Origin of the sequence: Streptomyces sp. NPDC005181 (assembly GCF_040608395.1) — a bacterium.
Classification (GTDB): domain Bacteria; phylum Actinomycetota; class Actinomycetes; order Streptomycetales; family Streptomycetaceae; genus Streptomyces.
In genome coordinates, this window is record NZ_JBEXID010000039.1 from 11,939 (window position 1) to 31,393 (window position 19,455).

Below are 19,455 nucleotides of genomic sequence, written 5' to 3' on the forward strand. Positions count from 1 at the left end.
CCATGAGCCAGATTCTGATCCGCGGCGCGAAGGTCCTCGGTGGCGAGGCCCAGGACGTCCTGATCGACGGCGAGACCATTGCACGGGTCGGTACCGGTATCGATGCCGGTGACGCCGTGGTGGTCGAGGCCGTGGGGCAGATTCTGCTCCCCGGGCTGGTCGACCTCCACACCCATCTGCGCGAGCCCGGCCGCGAGGACTCCGAGACCGTCCTCACCGGCACCAAGGCCGCGGCAGTCGGTGGCTTCACCGCCGTGCACGCCATGGCCAACACCTTCCCGGTCGCCGACACCGCCGGCGTGGTCGAGCAGGTCTGGCGGCTCGGCAGGGAATCCGGCTACTGCGACGTGCAGCCGATCGGCGCCGTCACCGTCGGCCTGGAGGGCAAACACCTCGCCGAACTCGGCGCCATGCACGATTCGGCCGCCGGAGTGAAGGTCTTCTCCGACGACGGCAAGTGCGTCGACGACGCTGTGATCATGCGGCGCGCGCTGGAGTACGTGAAGGCGTTCGACGGTGTCGTCGCCCAGCACGCCCAGGAGCCCCGCCTCACCGAGGGCGCCCAGATGAACGAGGGCATCGTCTCCGCCGAGCTCGGCCTCGGCGGCTGGCCCGCCGTCGCCGAGGAGTCGATCATCGCCCGCGATGTCCTCCTCGCCGCCCACGTCAGCTCCCGGGTGCACATCTGCCACCTGTCGACCGCCGGCTCCGTCGAGATCGTCCGCTGGGCCAAGTCCAAGGGTTGGAACGTCACCGCCGAGGTCACCCCGCACCACCTGCTCCTCACCGACGAGCTCGTACGGTCGTACAACCCGGTCTACAAGGTGAACCCGCCGCTGCGCACCGAGGCCGACGTGCTGGCCCTGCGCGAGGCGCTCGCCGACGGCACGATCGACTGCGTGGCCACGGACCACGCCCCGCACCCGCACGAGGACAAGGACTGCGAGTGGGCCGCGGCCGCCATGGGCATGGTGGGCCTGGAGACCGCGCTCTCCGTCGTCCAGCAGACGATGGTCGAGACCGGTCTGCTCGACTGGGCGGGCGTCGCGGACCGGATGTCCTTCCGCCCCGCGGCCATCGGCCGCCTGGAGGGCCACGGCCGTCCCGTCTCGGCCGGTGAGCCTGCCAACCTCACGCTGGTCGATCCGGCATACCGTGGAGTCGTGGACCCCGCGGGCTTCGCCTCCCGCAGCCGCAACACCCCGTACGAGGGGCGCGAGCTGCCGGGTCGCGTCACCCACACGTTCCTGCGGGGCCGTGCCACGGTCGTCGACGGGAAGCTCGCGTGACATCACTCACCCCCTTGTACCAGCTGGCCGCCGAGCAGAAGTCGGCGGACGTGACCGACCTGTCCGCCCGCATCAGCTGGGTGATCGGACTCATCGTCTTCATCGCCTTCGTCTACTGGCTGATGCGCCAGGGATGGAAGTGGCGGGGAAGCCTGCAGTCCGACCTGCCGGAGCTGCCCGCCACGCCGGACGGGTACGCGGCACAGCCGCCCCTGCTGACGATGACCGGCCGCTACCACGCCTCGACGACCGCCGGTCAGTGGCTCGACCGGATCGTCGCCCACGGCCTCGGCACCCGCAGCCGCGTCGAGCTCACGCTGACCGAGCAGGGCCTCGACGTCGTCCGCCCCGGAGCGGCCGACTTCTTCGTCCCGGCCGCGCAGCTGCGTGACGCCCGGCTCGACAAGGGCATCGCGGGCAAGGTCCTCCCCGAGGGCGGCCTGCTGATCATCACCTGGGCGCTCGGCGACAAGCTGATCGACTCCGGCTTCCGCTCCGACCACTCGGCCGAACACCCGGCCTGGGTCGACGCCATCCACCACCTCACCGACAGCACTACGGAAGGCATCGCGCGATGACGACCTCCACCCGGGGAGCCGCCAGGGTTCCCGCCGTACTCGTCCTGGAGGACGGCCGCGCCTTCCGCGGCCGCGCCTATGGGGCCGTGGGGGAGACCTTCGGCGAGGCGGTGTTCTCCACCGGCATGACGGGCTACCAGGAGACGCTGACCGATCCGTCGTACCACCGCCAGGTCGTCGTGATGACCGCCCCGCACGTCGGCAACACCGGTGTGAACGACGAGGACCCCGAGTCGGGGCAGATCTGGGTCGCCGGATACGTGGTGCGCGACCCCGCGCGGCTGCCCTCCAACTGGCGCTCGCAGCGCTCGCTCGACGAGGAGCTGGAGCGCCAGGGCGTCGTCGGCATCAGCGGCATCGACACCCGCGCCCTCACCCGCCACCTGCGCGAGCGCGGCGCCATGCGCGTCGGCATCTTCTCCGGTGACGCCGTGGCCGACGAGGCCACGCTGCTGGCCCGCGTCAAGGAAGCCCCCGAGATGGTGGGCGCCGACCTCTCCGCCGAGGTCGCGACCAAGGAGACGTACGTCGTCCCCGCGATCGGCACCAAGAAGTTCACCGTCGCCGCGATCGACCTCGGCATCAAGGGCATGACCCCGCACCGGATGGCCGAGCGCGGCATCGAGGTGCACGTCCTGCCCGCCACCGCCACCCTCGACGAGGTCTACGCGGTCGAGCCCGACGGAGTCTTCTTCTCCAACGGGCCCGGCGACCCGGCCACCGCCGACCACCCGGTCTCCGTCATGCAGGGCGTGCTGGAGCGGAAGACGCCGCTCTTCGGTATCTGCTTCGGCAACCAGATCCTGGGCCGCGCCCTCGGCTTCGGCACCTACAAGCTGAAGTACGGCCACCGTGGCATCAACCAGCCGGTGCAGGACCGCACGACTGGCAAGGTCGAGGTCACCGCGCACAACCACGGCTTCGCCGTCGACGCCCCGCTGGACAAGGTGTCCGACACGAAGTTCGGCCGCGCCGAGGTCTCCCACGTCTGCCTGAACGACCAGGTCGTCGAGGGGCTGCACCTCCTCGACCAGCCGGCCTTCAGCGTCCAGTACCACCCCGAGGCGGCCGCGGGCCCGCACGACGCCGCGTACCTCTTCGACCGTTTCGTATCCCTGATGGAGGGCCAGCGTGCCTAAGCGCTCCGATATCCAGTCCGTCCTGGTCATCGGCTCCGGCCCGATCGTCATCGGACAGGCCGCCGAGTTCGACTACTCCGGCACCCAGGCCTGCCGCGTCCTCAAGGCCGAGGGCCTGCGCGTCATCCTGGTGAACTCCAACCCGGCGACGATCATGACCGACCCGGAGATCGCCGACGCCACGTACGTCGAGCCGATCACCCCGGAGTTCGTCGAGAAGATCATCGCCAAGGAGCGCCCCGACGCGCTGCTCCCGACGCTGGGCGGCCAGACCGCGCTCAACACCGCGATCTCCATGCACGAGAAGGGTGTCCTGGAGAAGTACGGCGTCGAGCTCATCGGCGCCAACGTCGAGGCCATCAACAAGGGCGAGGACCGCGACCTCTTCAAGGGCGTCGTCGAAGCCGTCAACGCCAAGATCGGCCACGGCGAGTCCGCTCGTTCGGTCATCTGCCACTCGATGGAGGACGTCCTGGGGGGCGTCGAGACGCTCGGCGGCTACCCCGTCGTCGTCCGCCCCTCCTTCACCATGGGCGGCGCCGGCTCCGGCTTCGCGCACAACGAGGAGGAGCTGCGCCGGATCGCCGGTCAGGGCCTCACTCTCTCCCCGACCACCGAGGTGCTCCTTGAGGAGTCCATCCTCGGCTGGAAGGAGTACGAGCTGGAACTGATGCGCGACAAGCACGACAACGTCGTGGTCGTCTGCTCCATCGAGAACTTCGACCCGATGGGCGTCCACACGGGTGACTCGATCACCGTCGCCCCGGCGATGACGCTCACCGACCGCGAGTACCAGCGGCTGCGCGACATCGGCATCGAGATCATCCGCGAGGTCGGCGTCGACACCGGCGGCTGCAACATCCAGTTCGCCATCGACCCGGCCGACGGCCGCGTCATCGTGATCGAGATGAACCCGCGCGTCTCCCGCTCCTCGGCGCTGGCGTCGAAGGCCACCGGCTTCCCGATCGCCAAGATCGCCGCCAAGCTGGCTGTCGGCTACACGCTCGACGAGATCCCCAACGACATCACCGAGAAGACCCCGGCCTCCTTCGAGCCGACGCTCGACTATGTCGTGGTCAAAGCCCCGCGGTTCGCCTTCGAGAAGTTCCCGTCCGCCGACTCCACCCTCACCACCACCATGAAGTCGGTGGGCGAGGCCATGGCGATCGGACGCAACTTCACCGAGGCGCTGCAGAAGGCGCTGCGCTCCCTGGAGAAGAAGGGCTCGCAGTTCACCTTCACCGGTGAGACCGGCGACAAGGCCGAGCTGCTCGCCGAGGCGGTCCGGCCGACCGACGGCCGTATCAACACCGTCATGCAGGCGATCCGGGCCGGCGCCACCCAGGAAGAGGTCTTCGACGCCACGAAGATCGACCCCTGGTTCGTCGACCAGCTGTTCCTGATCAAGGAGATCGCCGACGAGCTGGCCGCCGCCGACAAGCTCGACCCCGAGCTGCTCGCCGAGGCCAAGCGACACGGCTTCTCCGACGCCCAGATCGCCGAGATCCGCGATCTGCGCGAGGACGTCGTCCGCGAGGTGCGGCACGCGCTCGGCATCCGCCCGGTCTACAAGACGGTCGACACCTGCGCCGCCGAGTTCGCCGCGAACACGCCGTACTTCTACTCCTCGTACGACGAGGAGAGCGAGGTCGCGACCCGCACCAAGCCCGCGGTGATCATCCTCGGTTCCGGCCCCAACCGCATCGGTCAGGGCATCGAGTTCGACTACTCCTGCGTCCACGCCTCCTTCGCCCTGAGCGACGCCGGCTACGAGACCGTGATGGTCAACTGCAACCCGGAGACGGTCTCCACCGACTACGACACCTCCGACCGCCTGTACTTCGAGCCGCTGACGCTCGAGGACGTACTGGAGATCGTGCACGCCGAGTCCCTCGCGGGTCCGATCGCCGGTGTCATCGTCCAGCTCGGCGGCCAGACCCCGCTGGGCCTGTCGCAGGCGCTCAAGGACAACGGTGTGCCGATCGTCGGCACCTCCCCGGAGGCGATCCACGCCGCCGAGGACCGCGGCGCCTTCGGCCGCGTCCTGGCGGAGGCCGGACTCCCGGCCCCGAAGCACGGCACCGCCACCACCTTCGCAGAGGCCAAGGCCATCGCCGACGAGATCGGCTACCCCGTCCTCGTACGCCCGTCGTACGTGCTCGGCGGCCGCGGCATGGAGATCGTGTACGACGAGACGCGGCTCTCCTCGTACATCTCCGAGTCCACCGAGATCAGCCCCACCCGGCCGGTCCTGGTCGACCGCTTCCTCGACGACGCCATCGAGATCGACGTCGACGCGCTCTACGACGGCACCGAGCTCTACCTCGGCGGCGTCATGGAGCACATCGAGGAGGCCGGCATCCACTCCGGCGACTCCGCCTGCGCGCTGCCCCCGATCACCCTCGGCGGCTACGACATCAAGCGGCTTCGGGCCTCCACCGAGGGCATCGCCAAGGGCGTCGGCGTGCGCGGACTGATCAACATTCAGTTCGCGCTCTCCGGCGACATCCTGTACGTCCTGGAGGCCAACCCGCGCGCCTCGCGCACCGTCCCCTTCACCTCGAAGGCGACCGCGGTCCCGCTCGCCAAGGCCGCCGCCCGCATCTCGCTGGGCGCGACCGTCGCCGAGCTGCGCGAGGAGGGTCTGCTGCCGAAGAACGGCGACGGCGGCACCCTGCCGCTCGACGCACCGATCTCCGTCAAGGAGGCCGTCATGCCGTGGTCGCGGTTCCGCGACATCCACGGCCGAGGTGTCGACACCGTCCTCGGCCCGGAGATGCGCTCCACCGGTGAGGTCATGGGCATCGACTCGGTCTTCGGCACGGCGTACGCCAAGTCACAGGCCGGCGCGTACGGCCCGCTGCCCACCAAGGGCCGCGCGTTCATCTCCGTCGCCAACCGCGACAAGCGCTCGATGATCTTCCCGGCACGCGAGCTGGTCGCCCACGGCTTCGAGCTGCTGGCCACCTCCGGCACCGCCGAGGTGCTCAAGCGCAACGGCATCCACGCCACGGTCGTGCGCAAGCAGTCCGAGGGCGTCGGACCGCAGGGCGAGAGGACCATCGTCCAGCTCATCCACGACGGCGAGGTCGACCTGATCGTCAACACGCCGTACGGAACGGGCGGCCGGCTCGACGGCTACGAGATCCGTACCGCGGCCGTCGCCCGGTCCGTGCCGTGCCTCACGACGGTCCAGGCGCTCGCCGCCGCCGTCCAGGGCATCGACGCACTCAACCACGGAGACGTCGGCGTACGTTCCCTCCAGGAACACGCGGAACATCTGACCGCGGCGCGCGACTAGCAGGCCCAGCAGGGGGACACCGGAAACGGTGTCCCCCTCTCTGTGAGGACACCGAGGACACCCCGATGTACAAGTTCTTCTTCCAGCTGGTCTTCAAGCGGATGGACCCGGAGCAGGCCCACTACCTGGCCTTCCGGTGGATCCGCCTCGCGGCCCGCATCCCCGTGCTGCGTACGTTCGTCGCAGCGGCGCTCGCCCCCCGCTACAAGGAGCTGCGTACCGAGGCCCTCGGCCTGCGGATGCACGGCCCGTTCGGTCTCGCCGCAGGCTTCGACAAGAACGCCGTCGCGATCGACGGCATGTCGATGCTCGGCTTCGACCACATCGAGATCGGTACGGTCACCGGCGAGCCGCAGCCGGGCAACCCCAAGAAACGCCTCTTCCGCCTCGTGGCGGACCGCGCGCTGATCAACCGCATGGGCTTCAACAACGAGGGCTCCGCGGCCGTGGCCGAGCGCCTGGCCACCCGTAACCCGGTCTTCCGGACCACGGTGGGCGTCAACATCGGCAAGACCAAGGTCGTGCCGGAGGCAGAAGCCGTCGGCGACTACGTGAAGTCGACCGAGCGGCTCGCCCGCCACGCCGACTACCTCGTCGTCAACGTCTCCTCGCCCAACACGCCCGGCCTGCGCAACCTCCAGGCCACCGAGGTCCTGCGCCCGCTGCTCACCGCCGTGCGCGAGGCGGCCGACCGGACCGTCACCGACCGCCGGGTCCCGCTCCTCGTCAAGATCGCCCCCGATCTCGCGGGCGAGGACGTCGACGCCGTCGCCGATCTCGCGGTCGAGCTGGGCCTGGACGGCATCATCGCCACCAACACCACCATCGCCCGCGACGGCCTCGGGCTGAAGTCCTCGCTGTCGCTGGTCAAGGAGACCGGCGGACTCTCCGGAGCGCCCCTCAAGGCGCGCTCCCTGGAGGTCCTGCAGCGGCTCTACGCGCGCGTCGGCGACGAGATCACCCTCGTGGGCGTCGGCGGCATCGAGACGGCCGAGGACGCCTGGCAGCGCATCCTCGCCGGCGCCACCCTCGTCCAGGGCTACAGCGCCTTCATCTACGAGGGCCCGTTCTACGCCCGCGCGATCCACAAGGGCCTGGCCGCGCGCCTCGCCGCCTCCCCGTACGCCACCCTCGCCGAGGCCGTCGGCGCCGAGACCCGGAAGGTCATGAAGTGACCCCTGAACCCTTCGGCGCGCGGCTGCGCCGCGCCATGGACACCCGCGGGCCGCTGTGCGTCGGCATCGACCCGCACGCCTCGCTGCTCACCGCCTGGGGCCTGAACGACGACATCGCGGGCCTGGAGCGGTTCACCCGTACCGTCGTCGAGGCGCTGGCCGACCGGGTCGCCGTCCTCAAGCCGCAGTCCGCGTTCTTCGAGCGGTTCGGCTCGCGCGGCATCGCCGTCCTGGAGAAAGCCGTCGAAGAGGCGCGCGCGGCCGGTGCGCTCGTCCTGATGGACGCCAAGCGCGGCGACATCGGCTCCACCATGGGCGCCTACGCAGCGACGTACCTGGACAAGGGCTCGCCGCTCTTCTCCGACGCGCTCACCGTCTCGCCGTACCTCGGCTTCGGTTCGCTGCGTCCGGCGCTCGACGCGGCCGTCCTCTCCGGTGCGGGGGTCTTCGTCCTCGGCCTCACCTCCAACCCGGAGGGCGCCGAGGTGCAGCGCGCCACCGCCGCCGACGGCCGGTCGCTGGCCCAGCTGATGCTCGACCACGTGGCCGCCGAGAACGAGGGCGCCACGCCACTCGGCTCGGTCGGTGCGGTGATCGGCGCCACACTCGGCGACGCGGGGGTGAATCTGGCGGTCAACGGACCGCTGCTGGCCCCCGGCATCGGTGCGCAGGGCGCCACCCCCGCCGATTTGCCGGGCGTGTTCGGCGCCGCGGTGGGCAATGTGCTGCCGAGCGTGAGCCGGGGCGTGCTGCGCCACGGACCCGGCGCGTCAGGGCTGCGCGAAGCCGCCGATCGGCTCACGGACGAGGTCCGCGAGGCCGTCCCGGCGAGCTGACGATGCCACGTAACAGCGTGTTGGCGGAATCCTGACCAAAAAACTCGGTAGTTATGACTGAAATGTCCCGGTCGGCCAAGGCTGACCAGGACTTTTCGTCTGTTCTCGCTGACTCGAGCGGCCTTGGCCGCTAGTCTCCGTCGAGAGCCAACGTGCACAGGTTGTTCGTTGCTCACCAGGTGTGGAGGCGACTGGCCTCCTCACCGGTCCGTATCCGACAGATCGACATCCGAGGTGACGTAGGCGTGGCTCTTCCGCCCCTTACCCCTGAACAGCGCGCAGCCGCGCTCGAAAAGGCCGCCGCGGCTCGCCGGGAGCGGGCCGAGGTCAAGAATCGACTCAAGCACTCCGGCGCCTCCCTCCACGAGGTCATCAAGCAGGGCCAGGAGAACGACGTCATCGGCAAGATGAAGGTCTCCGCCCTTCTCGAGTCCCTGCCCGGCGTGGGCAAGGTCCGCGCCAAGCAGATCATGGAGCGACTCGGGATCTCCGAGAGCCGCCGGGTCCGGGGTCTCGGCTCCAACCAGATTGCTTCCCTGGAGCGAGAGTTCGGCGGCTCTGCCGCCTGACGTTCTCAGGCACCCCTGAGAACGGGGATAATCGCTCCATGGCTGCAACATCCCGGGGGACGCCCCCCGTACCCCCGGACGTACGTCCGCGGCTGACCGTGCTCTCCGGCCCCTCCGGGGTCGGCAAGAGCACGGTCGTCGCCCATATGCGCAAGGTCCACCCCGAGGTCTGGCTCTCGGTGTCGGCGACGACACGCAGGCCGCGCCCCGGCGAGCGCAACGGTGTCCACTACTTTTTCGTGGACAACGACGAGTTCGACAAGCTGATCGCCAACGGCGAGCTGCTTGAGTGGGCCGAGTTCGCCGGCAACCGCTACGGCACACCGCGCCGGGCCGTGCTCGAACGCCTGGAGGCGGGCGAACCGGTCCTCCTGGAGATCGATCTCCAGGGGGCGCGACTCGTCCGCCAGTCGATGCCCGACGCGCGGCTGGTCTTCCTCGCCCCGCCCAGCTGGGACGAGCTGGTGCGCCGGCTCACCGGCCGCGGGACCGAGGCGCCGGAGGTCATCGAGCGACGGCTCGCGGCCGCCAAGGTCGAACTCGCCGCCGAATCCGAGTTCGATGCAACGCTGGTCAACACCTCCGTCGAGGACGTAGCACGTGAGCTGCTAGCCTTGATGCTGCAGGCTTCCGCCCGCCGTGAGAGCAGCGACTGACGCAGCCGACCCGGATCGCCACCCCGGCGGAACCCCGCACTGTCAAAGATCTCTTTGATTTTTACCCCCTTCGGAAGGCAGAGAGTGTCCTCTTCCATCACCACGCCCGAGGGCATCATCAACCCGCCGATTGATGAGCTCCTCGAGGCCACCGACTCGAAGTACAGCCTTGTGATCTACGCCGCCAAGCGCGCGCGCCAGATCAACGCGTACTACTCGCAGCTCGGCGAGGGCCTCCTCGAGTACGTCGGTCCGCTCGTCGACACCCACGTGCACGAGAAGCCGCTGTCGATCGCGCTCCGCGAGATCAACGCGGGCCTGCTGACCTCCGAGGCCATCGAGGGCCCCGCGCAGTAAGCAGGAAATGCACCTTCACCACAGGCCCGGCGGTCAGCACCGCCGGGCCTGTGGTGTGTCCGGGGCCGTGGGAGCCGCTCGGACGCCGTGAGGCAGCATGGGGGTGTACGTATCCCGAGTACGTACCCGAGTGCGGGGAGATGCAGTGGAGAAGCCGAAGGTCGTTCTGGGGGTCAGCGGGGGCATCGCCGCCTACAAGGCGTGTGAGCTGCTGCGCCGGCTGACCGAGTCCGGTCATGACGTACGGGTCGTCCCGACCGGGTCGGCGCTGAACTTCGTGGGCGCGGCGACCTGGTCCGCGCTCTCCGGCCACCCCGTGTCGACCGAGGTGTGGAACGACGTCCACGAGGTGCCGCACGTGCGTATCGGTCAGGGCGCCGACCTCGTCGTGGTCGCCCCCGCCACCGCCGACATGCTGGCCAAGGCTGCCCACGGCCTCGCCGACGACCTCCTCACCAATACGCTGCTCACCGCCCGCTGTCCGGTGGTTTTCGCGCCCGCCATGCACACCGAGATGTGGGAGCACCCCGCCACCCGGGAGAACGTCGCCACGCTCCGCCGGCGCGGCGCCGTCGTCATCGAGCCCGCCGTCGGCCGGCTCACCGGCGTCGACACCGGCAAGGGCCGGCTGCCCGACCCCGGCGAGATCTTCGAGGTCTGCCGCCGGGTGCTGGCCCGCGGGCCCGTCGAACCCGATCTGGCGGGCCGCCACGTGGTGATCAGCGCGGGCGGTACCCGGGAGCCGCTCGACCCGGTCCGCTACCTCGGCAACCGCTCCTCCGGCAAGCAGGGGTACGCGCTCGCCCGCACCGCCGTCGCCCGCGGCGCCCGCGTCACCCTCATCGAGGCCAACACCGGGCTGCCCGACCCGTCCGGCGCCGATGTCGTCCGTGTCGGTACCGCGGTGCAGCTGCGCGAAGCCGTGCTGAAGGCCGCGGCCGACGCCGATGTCGTGGTGATGGCGGCCGCGGTCGCCGACTTCCGTCCGGCCGAGTACGCCCAGGGGAAGATCAAGAAGAAGGACGGCCAGGAGCCCGCCCCGATCACGCTCGTACGCAATCCCGACATCCTTGCCGAGGTCTCCGCCGATCGGGCCACACCGGACCAGGTCGTCGTAGGTTTCGCCGCCGAGACCGACAACGTCCTCGCCAACGGCCGGGAGAAGCTCCGCCGCAAGGGCTGCGATCTCCTCGTCGTCAATGAGGTGGGGGAGCGCAAGACCTTCGGCTCCGAGGAGAACGAAGCGGTGGTGCTCGCGGCCGACGGCGGCGAGACCCCCGTGCCGTATGGTCCCAAGGAAGGGCTCGCCGACACGGTCTGGGATCTTGTGTCGGCGCGTCTCGTGTGAATTCCTCGTTCTGCCCCTCCGGGGAGCCGGAAACCCCCCTAAAAATGGGCGTACAGGGCATCTTCGGGGAGTGATTGTCGTACCGCAGCAAGCAGTGCCGCAGGTCACAGAACTTCCAAAGGGCGAGACACGTTGTCCGACAACCGATAGCGACCGATAAACTGGGCCCCGGACCGTGCCGGGCGCAGCTCCCGGCCGTCCGCCAATGATCAGCCAGCAGCCGCTGCAACCCCAGGGAGCGATGTGTCCCGCCGTCTCTTCACCTCGGAATCTGTCACCGAGGGTCACCCCGACAAGATCGCTGACCAGATCAGCGACACCATTCTCGACGCCCTCCTGCGCGAGGACCCGACTTCGCGCGTCGCCGTCGAGACCTTGATCACCACCGGTCTGGTGCATGTCGCGGGTGAGGTCACGACCAAGGCCTACGCCGACATCCCGACGCTGGTGCGCAACAAGATCCTGGAGATCGGCTACGACTCCTCCAAGAAGGGCTTCGACGGCGCCTCCTGTGGCGTCTCGGTGTCCATCGGTGCACAGTCGCCCGACATTGCGCAGGGCGTCGACACGGCGTACGAGAAGCGTGTCGAGGGCGACGAGGACGAGCTCGACAAGCAGGGCGCCGGCGACCAGGGCCTGATGTTCGGCTACGCCTGCGACGAGACCCCGGAGCTCATGCCGCTCCCGATCTACGTGGCGCACCGTCTCTCGCGCCGGCTGTCCGAGGTCCGCAAGAACGGGACCATCCCCTACCTGCGCCCCGACGGCAAGACGCAGGTGACCATCGAGTACGACGGCGACAAGGCCGTCCGCCTCGACACGGTCGTCGTCTCCTCGCAGCACGCCAGTGACATCGACCTCGACTCGCTGCTCGCCCCCGACATCCGCGAATTCGTCGTCGAGCATGTCCTCTCGCAGCTGATCGAGGACGGCATCAAGCTGGACACCGACGGCTACCGGCTGCTGGTGAACCCCACCGGCCGCTTCGAGATCGGCGGCCCGATGGGCGACGCCGGTCTGACCGGCCGCAAGATCATCATCGACACGTACGGCGGCATGGCCCGCCACGGCGGCGGCGCCTTCTCGGGCAAGGACCCGTCGAAGGTGGACCGCTCGGCGGCGTACGCGATGCGCTGGGTCGCCAAGAACGTCGTCGCGGCGGGCCTCGCGGCCCGCTGCGAGGTGCAGGTGGCGTACGCGATCGGCAAGGCCGAGCCGGTCGGCCTGTTCGTCGAGACGTTCGGCACCGCCGCGATCGAGACCGAGAGGATCGAGCACGCCATCGGTGAGGTCTTCGACCTCCGTCCGGCCGCGATCATCCGCGACCTCGACCTGCTGCGTCCGATCTACGCCCAGACCGCGGCGTACGGCCACTTCGGCCGTGAGCTTCCCGACTTCACCTGGGAGCGCACGGACCGCGTGGAAGCACTGCGCAAGGCGGCCGGGCTGTAAGCCTGCCGCTCTCGCCCGTACGCCGGGGCCCGGACGCCGCACGCGGTGTCCGGGCCCCGGTGCGTGCGGCTCCGGCCGGCCGGGGCGAACGGTCCCGGGCCGGGGCCGCTGTCAGTCGTGTCTGGTAGGAATTTGGCTGTGAGCAGCGACAACGAGCAGTCCGCAGACCCCGAGGGCGGGGCGCCGGAGCAGCTTGCGCTCATTCGGGAGACGGTACGGAAGGCGAAGGTGCCCCGGGCCAAGCCGCGCACCTGGCGGGGGGCCGCGCTCGCCAAGGAGCTGCCCGTCGCCCGGGTGCTGGTCAACAAGGGCGTCCTCCACCTCGACCAGTACTTCGACTATGCCGTGCCGGAAGAGCTCGACGCCGAGGCGCAGCCCGGTGTGCGGGTGCGGGTGCGGTTCGGGGCCGGGGGGCGCAATGTCCGCGGCGGGCGTCGTGAGGGCGGCGGGCTGATCGACGGGTTCCTCATCGAGCGGCGAGCGGAGTCGGACTATCCGGGGACGCTTGCCGCGCTCGCCTATGTCGTATCGCCCGAGCCGGTGCTCGGACCCGAGCTCCTCGCCCTGTCGCGTGCCGTGGCCGACCGGTATGCGGGGAGTCTCGCCGATGTGCTGCAGCTCGCCGTGCCGCCGAGGAACGGACGGGCCGAGTCCAAGCCGTCGCCGGAGCCGCTGCCGCCGCCCCCGGCGCCGCCGGCCGGGAGCTGGGAGCGGTACGAGCAGGGGCCCGCGTTCCTGCGGGCGCTGGCCGAGGGCGGGGCGCCCCGGGCCGTATGGACCGCGCTGCCGGGCCCGCACTGGTCGCAGGAGATCGCCAGGGCGGTCGCCGCGACCCTCGCGTCGGGGCGGGGTGCGCTCGTCGTCGTACCGGACGGGCGCAGTGCCGGGCGGGTGGACGCCGCGCTCACGGAGGTGCTGGGGACGGGCCGTCATGCGCTGCTGACCGCCGACTCCGGGCCCGAGAAGCGGTACCGGGAATGGCTCGCCGTGCGGCGCGGATCCGTGCGGGCGGTGGTCGGGACGCGGGCCGCGATGTTCGCACCGGTCGCGGATCTGGGCCTGGTCGCCGTGTGGGACGACGGTGACTCCAGCCACAGCGACGACAATGCCCCGTTCCCCCATGTCCGGGAGGTCCTGGAGCTGCGGGCCGCGCACGGCCGGTGCGCGTTCCTGCTCGGCGGGACGAACTGCACGGTGGAGGCCGCCCAGCTGGTGGAGAGCGGCTGGGCGCTCCCGCTGCGCGCGGACCGGGAGCAGCTGCGGATCGCGGCGCCGCTGATCCGTACCGTCGGCGACGGCGAGCTGGCCCGGGACGGGGCGGCCCGGGCGGCGCGGCTGCCCAGCCTCGCCTGGCAGACCGTACGTGACGGGCTGCGCAGCGGACCGGTGCTGGTGCAGGTGCCGCGCCGGGGGTACGCGCCCCGGCTGGCCTGCGAGCGCTGCCGTGAGCCCGCCCGGTGCCGGCACTGCGCGGGCCCGCTGGAGGCACCGGACCAGCAGGATCTCAACTGCGCCTGGTGCGGTCGGGCCGAGACCGCCTGGCACTGTGTCGCCTGCGGCGCGAGCCGGCTGCGGGCGCAGATCGTCGGCGCCCGCCGGACCGCCGAGGAGCTCGGGCGGGCGTTCCCCGCCGTACCGGTGCGCACGTCCGGGCGCGACCACATTCTCGACTCCGTGCCGGATGTGCCCGCGCTGGTGGTCAGCACCCCCGGCGCCGAGCCCGTAGCCGAGGGCGGCTACGCGGCCGCGCTGCTGCTGGACGGCTGGGCGATGGTCGGCCGCCCCGACCTGCGTGCCGGGGAGGAGGCGCTGCGCCGCTGGACGGCCGCGGCCTCGCTGGTACGGGGGCAGCAGGAGGGCGGCACGGTGGTGATCGTCGCCGAGCCGACGCTGCGGCCCGTCCAGGCGCTGGTGCGCTGGGACTCGGTCGGCCACGCCCGCCGCGAGCTGGCGGAACGTGCAGAGCTGGGCTTCCCGCCGGTGTCCCGGATGGCTTCGGTGACCGGCCGGCCGGAGGCTCTCGCCGCCTTCCTCGCTGTCGCGGAACTGCCGCCGGACGCGGAGGTGCTCGGCCCGGTCCCGGTACCGCGTGCCGAACCCGGCAGACCACGCAGACCGTGGGACGCGCCGATGGGGGAGAGCTGGGAGAGGGTACTGCTCCGGGTGCCGCCCGGCAGCGGCGCCGCGCTCGCCGCCGCTCTGAAGACGGCGCAGGCGGCGCGGATGGCCCGGGGGAACGGCGATCCGGTACGGATCAGGATCGATCCCCCGGACATCGGCTGACCGGACGGGCGGCAAGCCACATACGACTGCCCCTCCGTGCGTCGGGCACGGTGGGGCAGAGGGGGTTCCGTCAGCCGTTGCGCGGGCCGGGGAAGGCGCCGGGGCGCAGGTCCTCACGCAGGGAGGGGCGGTCCGCAGAGGGCTGTGGGGGCATCGAGCGGGCTGCGGGTACGGCAGGCAGTACCGACGACGTGCCGGACCCGGGCGTCACGGGCAGAGGACGCGTCCCGGCGGTCTCCGCGGCCACCTCCGCCGCCCCCGGCTGCGGGGTGTTCCGGCGGGCGCCGTAGCGGCGGTGGACCGCCTGCTTGGTGACCCCGAGCGCGGAGCCCACCGCGTCCCAGGAGAAGCCCAGCGAGCGGTCGAAGTCCACTGCCGCCGTCACCAGGGTTTCGACGCTGTCCCGCAGTTCCTGGGCCAGCCTGACGGTGGGGGCCGGGGCCCTGCCGTAGACGACGAAGCCCGTGGACGGGCCGGAGCGGCGCGGACGGTAGACGTTGCCCAGTTGGGCCGTGAGCGTGCGCAGTGCGTCCACCTGCCGCCGGACCCGCTCGATGTCCCGCACCAACAGATGCAGGCTGGCCCGCGCTTGGGCGTCGTGGGTTGCGTGGTCGGCCATGAAGAAGCCTCTCGAACCGGCGTTGAAAGGGGCCGGGCCGCACCTGACGGCCCGCTTCGGTCAATCTCTCTTGACCAACGCGTCACCTGGGGCTGTGGTCACGCTTCAGGGGCGTACGCGCATATGCGCGGGGCGCACGGTCGTGCGCACGCCCCCGGGGCGGTTGCCGCCTAGACTGGTGCGTTGCTCGTCACCGTAACGTTTCGGCCTGAGAGGCAGTCAGCCACCCATGAAGCTCGTCTTCGCAGGCACCCCCGAGGTAGCCGTACCCGCCCTGGACGCCCTGATCTCCTCCGGCCGGCACGAAGTGGCCGCCGTCGTCACCCGTCCCGACGCACCCGCCGGACGCGGCCGTCGACTGGTCGCCAGCCCCGTCGCGGAGCGCGCCGAGGAAGCCGGGATCGAGGTGCTGAAGCCCGCCCGGCCGCGCGACGAGGACTTCCTCGCGCGGCTGCGGGAGATCGCCCCCGACTGCTGCCCGGTCGTCGCCTACGGGGCGCTGCTGCCCAAGACCGCCCTCGGCATTCCCGCCCGCGGCTGGGTCAATCTGCACTTCTCGCTGCTTCCGGCCTGGCGCGGCGCGGCCCCCGTGCAGCACGCGGTGATGGCCGGGGACGAGGTCACCGGTGCCTCGACCTTCCTGATCGAGGAGGGGCTCGACTCCGGACCGGTGTACGGCGTCCTCACCGAGGAGGTACGGCCCACCGACACCAGCGGCGATCTGCTCACCCGGCTCGCCTTCGCCGGCGCCGGGCTGCTCGCCGCGACGATGGACGGCATCGAGGACGGCACCCTGCACGCCGTGCCGCAGCCGGAGGAGGGCGTCACCCTCGCACCGAAGATCACCGTCGAGGACGCCCAGGTGCAGTGGTCGGCGCCCGCACTGCGGGTCGACCGGGTGGTGCGCGGCTGCACCCCCGCCCCCGGGGCATGGACGCTCTTCCGGGGGGAACGCCTCAAGCTGATCCAGGCCGTGCCCGTCCTGGACCGTGCCGACCTGGCGCCCGGCGAACTGTCCGCGTCGAAGAACAATGTGTACGTCGGTACCGGATCGCACGCCGTGGAGCTGCTCTGGGTACAGCCGCAGGGCAAGAAGCCGATGCGGGCCGCGGACTGGGCGCGCGGGGTGCGGATCGCTCCGGGGGAGCTGATCGGGGTCTGAGACCTGTTGGGCGGCCTGTCCGGCGGCGACGGCGAACAGGACCGTCCGGTGGCTGTCCTCTTCCCAAGCGCCGGACGGGCCTGATCCGAGGGCGACGTAGGCTGGGAGGGTTCGTCCCCTCACCATCAGCGGAGCACCTTTCACGTGAACGACCAGCAGCGTCGCCGTCCCGCCAAGCCGCATCGCCGGCCCCAGAAGGACCCGGTCCGGTTCCTCGCCTTCGAGGCGCTGAGGGCTGTCGACGAACGCGATGCGTACGCCAACCTCGTCCTGCCCCCGCTGCTGAAGAAGGCGCGTGCCAAGGGTGACTTCGACACCAGGGACGCGGCGCTGGCGACCGAGCTGGTCTACGGGACGCTGCGGCGCCAGGGCACGTACGACGCGATCGTCGCGGCCTGCATCGACCGGCCGCTGCGCGAGGTCGACCCGCCGGTCCTCGATGTGCTGAACATGGGCGTGCACCAGCTGCTCGGCACCCGTATCCCCACCCACGCCGCGGTCTCCGCCAGTGTGGAGCTGGCCCGGGTCGTGCTCGGTGAGGGGCGGGCGAAGTTCGTCAACGCCGTGCTGCGGAAGGTCGCCGCGGACGACCTCGACGGCTGGGTGGCGCGTGTCGCTCCGCCGTACGACCAGGACGCCGAGGACCACCTCGCCGTCGTGTACTCGCACCCGCGGTGGATCGTCTCCGCCCTCTGGGACGCGCTGGGCAGTGGCCGCGCCGGGATCGAGGATCTCCTCGAAGCCGACAACGAACGGCCCGAGGTCACTCTCGTCGCCCGCCCCGGCCGTTCCACCACCGATGAGCTGCTCACGGCCCTCGGCGACGAGAACGGCCTGCCCGGCCGCTGGTCGCCCTATGCCGTAAGGATGGCCGAGGGCGGCGAGCCCGGTGCCCTGTCCGCCGTGCAGGAAGGCCGTGCCGGGGTCCAGGACGAGGGAAGCCAGCTGGTGGCCACCGCCCTCGCCAGCGCGCCGGTGGACGGCAGTGACACCCGGTGGCTCGACGGCTGCGCCGGGCCGGGCGGCAAGGCCGCGCTGCTCGCCGCCCTTGCCGCCGAACGCGGCGCCGCCCTGCTCGCCGCCGAGAAGCAGCCGCACCGGGCCCGGCTCGTCGAGCGCGCGCTGGCCGGCAACCCCGGCCCCTACCAGGTCATCACTGCCGACGGCACCCGCCCGCCGTGGCAGCCCGACAGTTTCGACCGGGTCCTGATGGACGTCCCGTGCTCCGGCCTCGGCGCGCTGCGCCGCCGCCCGGAGTCCCGCTGGCGCCGCCGCGCGGAGGACCTGGAGAGCTTCGCGCCGCTGCAACGAGGCCTGCTGCGGGAGGCATTGAAGGCCGTGCGGGTCGGCGGCATCGTCGGTTACGCGACCTGCTCGCCGCATCTCGCGGAGACCCGCGTGGTCGTCGAGGACGTGCTGAAGGGGCGCGGCGGTCAGCCGGTCGTCGAGGCGGAATGGGTGGATGCGCGCCCGCTGATGCCCGGTGTGCCCGCGCTGGGCGACGGACCCGACGTCCAGCTGTGGCCGCATCTGCATGGCACGGACGCGATGTATCTGGCCCTGCTGCGGCGTACCGCGTAAGGCCCGGGTGCCGCCGGCCGGGACGGTGCGCTGCGCTGTGCCCGGTACGGCCGGTGGCGGAATGTGCACCCTGAGTGCCTGCGGCCGTGACCGGACCCAGGCGTAACGCAATTGCGTAACGAAACCCCCGCCCGTGCGGTGCGCAGTGCCGGGAGCAGGCTGCCGCCGCAGGGCCCGTACCGCCGCCGAGCGGCCCGACGCGGGCCGAATCTCCCGGATCGGGCGGCCGAAGCCCCTGGATTTCGCGAACTGTAATGATCCCGTGAGGCTTTGGCCCGCACCTGGGCGGGGAAGTGCTGTGGAACATGGCACGCTTGGCACATGGCCCAGATCAACCCGAGCATCCTGTCCGCCGACTTCGCCCGCCTCGCTGAGGAGGCGAAGGCCGTCGAAGGCGCCGACTGGCTCCATGTCGATGTCATGGACAACCACTTTGTGCCCAACCTGACGCTCGGCGTGCCCATCGTGGAATCGCTCAGCCGGGCCACGGACACTCCGCTGGACTGCCACCTGATGATCGACGACCCGGACCGCTGGGCGCCGCAGTACGTCGAGGCGGGCGCCGGCTCGGTCACTTTCCATGCGGAGGCCGCGGCAGCGCCCGTACGGCTGGCGCGGGAGATCCGGGCCAAGGGTGCCCGCGCCTCCATGGCGCTCAAGCCCGCGACGCCCATCGAGCCGTACGAGGACCTGCTCCCCGAGCTCGACATGCTGCTGATCATGACGGTGGAGCCGGGCTTCGGCGGCCAGGCCTTCCTGGACATCATGCTGCCGAAGATCCGCCGCACCCGTGAGCTGATCTCCAAGCACGGTCTGGAGCTGTGGCTCCAGGTCGACGGCGGGGTCTCCGAGTCCACCATCGAGCGGTGCGCCGAGGCCGGTGCGGACGTTTTCGTCGCCGGTTCCGCGGTGTACGGGGCGCAGGACCCGGCCGAGGCGGTACGCGCCCTGCGTGCCAAGGCGGACGGGACGATCGCCTCGGCGGCCTGGGCGTGCAACCACTGAAGCCGGCCGCGACGTCGGCAGTGATGACGCAGTCCACCCGGGCCCCGGTTGCCGGTCGGCCCGGCCAAGGGCAGATGAACGCGGTCCGACGGGACCGATCAAGGA

The 19,455-nt window shown here is 71.1% G+C and carries 16 protein-coding genes; 15 read left to right on the forward strand and 1 reads right to left on the reverse strand.

The window, feature by feature from the left end; all coding sequences use genetic code 11:
- Positions 1 to 2 precede the first annotated feature (2 nt).
- From ABZV38_RS23685 to ABZV38_RS23740, 12 genes are all read left to right on the forward strand, one after another.
- Positions 3 to 1,289 (forward strand): dihydroorotase, encoded by a 1,287-nt coding sequence (locus ABZV38_RS23685; protein ID WP_356329954.1) that lies wholly within the window; start codon positions 3 to 5, stop codon positions 1,287 to 1,289.
- Positions 1,286 to 1,867 carry a hypothetical protein gene (locus ABZV38_RS23690; protein WP_356329956.1) on the forward strand — a complete coding sequence of 194 codons (582 nt, stop codon included), beginning with the start codon at positions 1,286 to 1,288 and terminating at the stop codon, positions 1,865 to 1,867. The genes ABZV38_RS23685 and ABZV38_RS23690 overlap by 4 nt, the downstream gene beginning before the upstream one ends.
- Positions 1,864 to 3,006, forward strand: coding sequence for a glutamine-hydrolyzing carbamoyl-phosphate synthase small subunit (gene carA / locus ABZV38_RS23695; protein ID WP_356329957.1), 1,143 nt, complete (start codon positions 1,864 to 1,866; stop codon positions 3,004 to 3,006). The genes ABZV38_RS23690 and carA overlap by 4 nt, the downstream gene beginning before the upstream one ends.
- Complete coding sequence (carB, locus tag ABZV38_RS23700) at positions 2,999 to 6,307, forward strand: carbamoyl-phosphate synthase large subunit (protein WP_356329959.1); 3,309 nt, start codon at positions 2,999 to 3,001, stop codon at positions 6,305 to 6,307. Before carA ends, carB begins: the two co-directional genes overlap by 8 nt.
- A 65-nt stretch (positions 6,308 to 6,372) precedes the next feature.
- Positions 6,373 to 7,482, forward strand: a complete 1,110-nt coding sequence (locus ABZV38_RS23705) for a quinone-dependent dihydroorotate dehydrogenase (RefSeq protein ID WP_356329961.1) — start codon at positions 6,373 to 6,375, stop codon at positions 7,480 to 7,482.
- Positions 7,479 to 8,318: an orotidine-5'-phosphate decarboxylase gene (pyrF, locus tag ABZV38_RS23710; RefSeq protein ID WP_356329963.1), complete on the forward strand. Its 840-nt coding sequence runs from the start codon at positions 7,479 to 7,481 to the stop codon at positions 8,316 to 8,318. The genes ABZV38_RS23705 and pyrF overlap by 4 nt, the downstream gene beginning before the upstream one ends.
- Positions 8,319 to 8,563: 245 nt before the next feature.
- Entirely contained in the window at positions 8,564 to 8,887 is a 324-nt protein-coding gene (locus tag ABZV38_RS23715) for an integration host factor (protein ID WP_014157387.1), read from the forward strand.
- Between the two features lie 38 nt (positions 8,888 to 8,925).
- A complete protein-coding gene (gene gmk / locus ABZV38_RS23720; RefSeq protein ID WP_356329965.1) occupies positions 8,926 to 9,543 on the forward strand; it encodes a guanylate kinase in 618 nt (205 codons plus the stop codon).
- An 84-nt stretch (positions 9,544 to 9,627) separates the two neighbouring features.
- Positions 9,628 to 9,900, forward strand: coding sequence for a DNA-directed RNA polymerase subunit omega (rpoZ, locus tag ABZV38_RS23725; RefSeq protein WP_003970369.1), 273 nt, complete (start codon positions 9,628 to 9,630; stop codon positions 9,898 to 9,900).
- A 145-nt stretch (positions 9,901 to 10,045) separates the two neighbouring features.
- On the forward strand, positions 10,046 to 11,248 hold the full coding sequence (gene coaBC, locus ABZV38_RS23730) for a bifunctional phosphopantothenoylcysteine decarboxylase/phosphopantothenate--cysteine ligase CoaBC (protein ID WP_356329967.1): 1,203 nt from the start codon (positions 10,046 to 10,048) through the stop codon (positions 11,246 to 11,248).
- A 243-nt stretch (positions 11,249 to 11,491) separates the two neighbouring features.
- Positions 11,492 to 12,700, forward strand: coding sequence for a methionine adenosyltransferase (gene metK / locus ABZV38_RS23735; protein WP_356329969.1), 1,209 nt, complete (start codon positions 11,492 to 11,494; stop codon positions 12,698 to 12,700).
- A gap of 138 nt (positions 12,701 to 12,838) precedes the next feature.
- On the forward strand, positions 12,839 to 14,983 hold the full coding sequence (locus ABZV38_RS23740) for a primosomal protein N' (RefSeq protein WP_356329971.1): 2,145 nt from the start codon (positions 12,839 to 12,841) through the stop codon (positions 14,981 to 14,983).
- Positions 14,984 to 15,053: 70 nt separating this feature from the next.
- On the opposite strand, the gene ABZV38_RS23745 is transcribed toward ABZV38_RS23740, so the two are convergent.
- On the reverse strand, positions 15,054 to 15,602 hold the full coding sequence (locus tag ABZV38_RS23745; RefSeq protein WP_326602502.1) for a hypothetical protein: 549 nt from the start codon (positions 15,600 to 15,602) through the stop codon (positions 15,054 to 15,056).
- Between the two features lie 229 nt (positions 15,603 to 15,831).
- On the opposite strand from ABZV38_RS23745, the gene fmt reads away from it, so the two are divergent.
- The 3 genes from fmt (at position 15,832) to rpe (ending at position 19,350) form a co-directional block, all read left to right on the forward strand.
- Complete coding sequence (gene fmt, locus ABZV38_RS23750; RefSeq protein WP_356329974.1) at positions 15,832 to 16,764, forward strand: methionyl-tRNA formyltransferase; 933 nt, start codon at positions 15,832 to 15,834, stop codon at positions 16,762 to 16,764.
- Positions 16,765 to 16,908: 144 nt separating this feature from the next.
- Positions 16,909 to 18,345 (forward strand): transcription antitermination factor NusB, encoded by a 1,437-nt coding sequence (locus ABZV38_RS23755; RefSeq protein ID WP_356329976.1) that lies wholly within the window; start codon positions 16,909 to 16,911, stop codon positions 18,343 to 18,345.
- Positions 18,346 to 18,666: 321 nt separating this feature from the next.
- On the forward strand, positions 18,667 to 19,350 hold the full coding sequence (gene rpe, locus ABZV38_RS23760) for a ribulose-phosphate 3-epimerase (RefSeq protein WP_030918954.1): 684 nt from the start codon (positions 18,667 to 18,669) through the stop codon (positions 19,348 to 19,350).
- Positions 19,351 to 19,455: the final 105 nt, after the last annotated feature.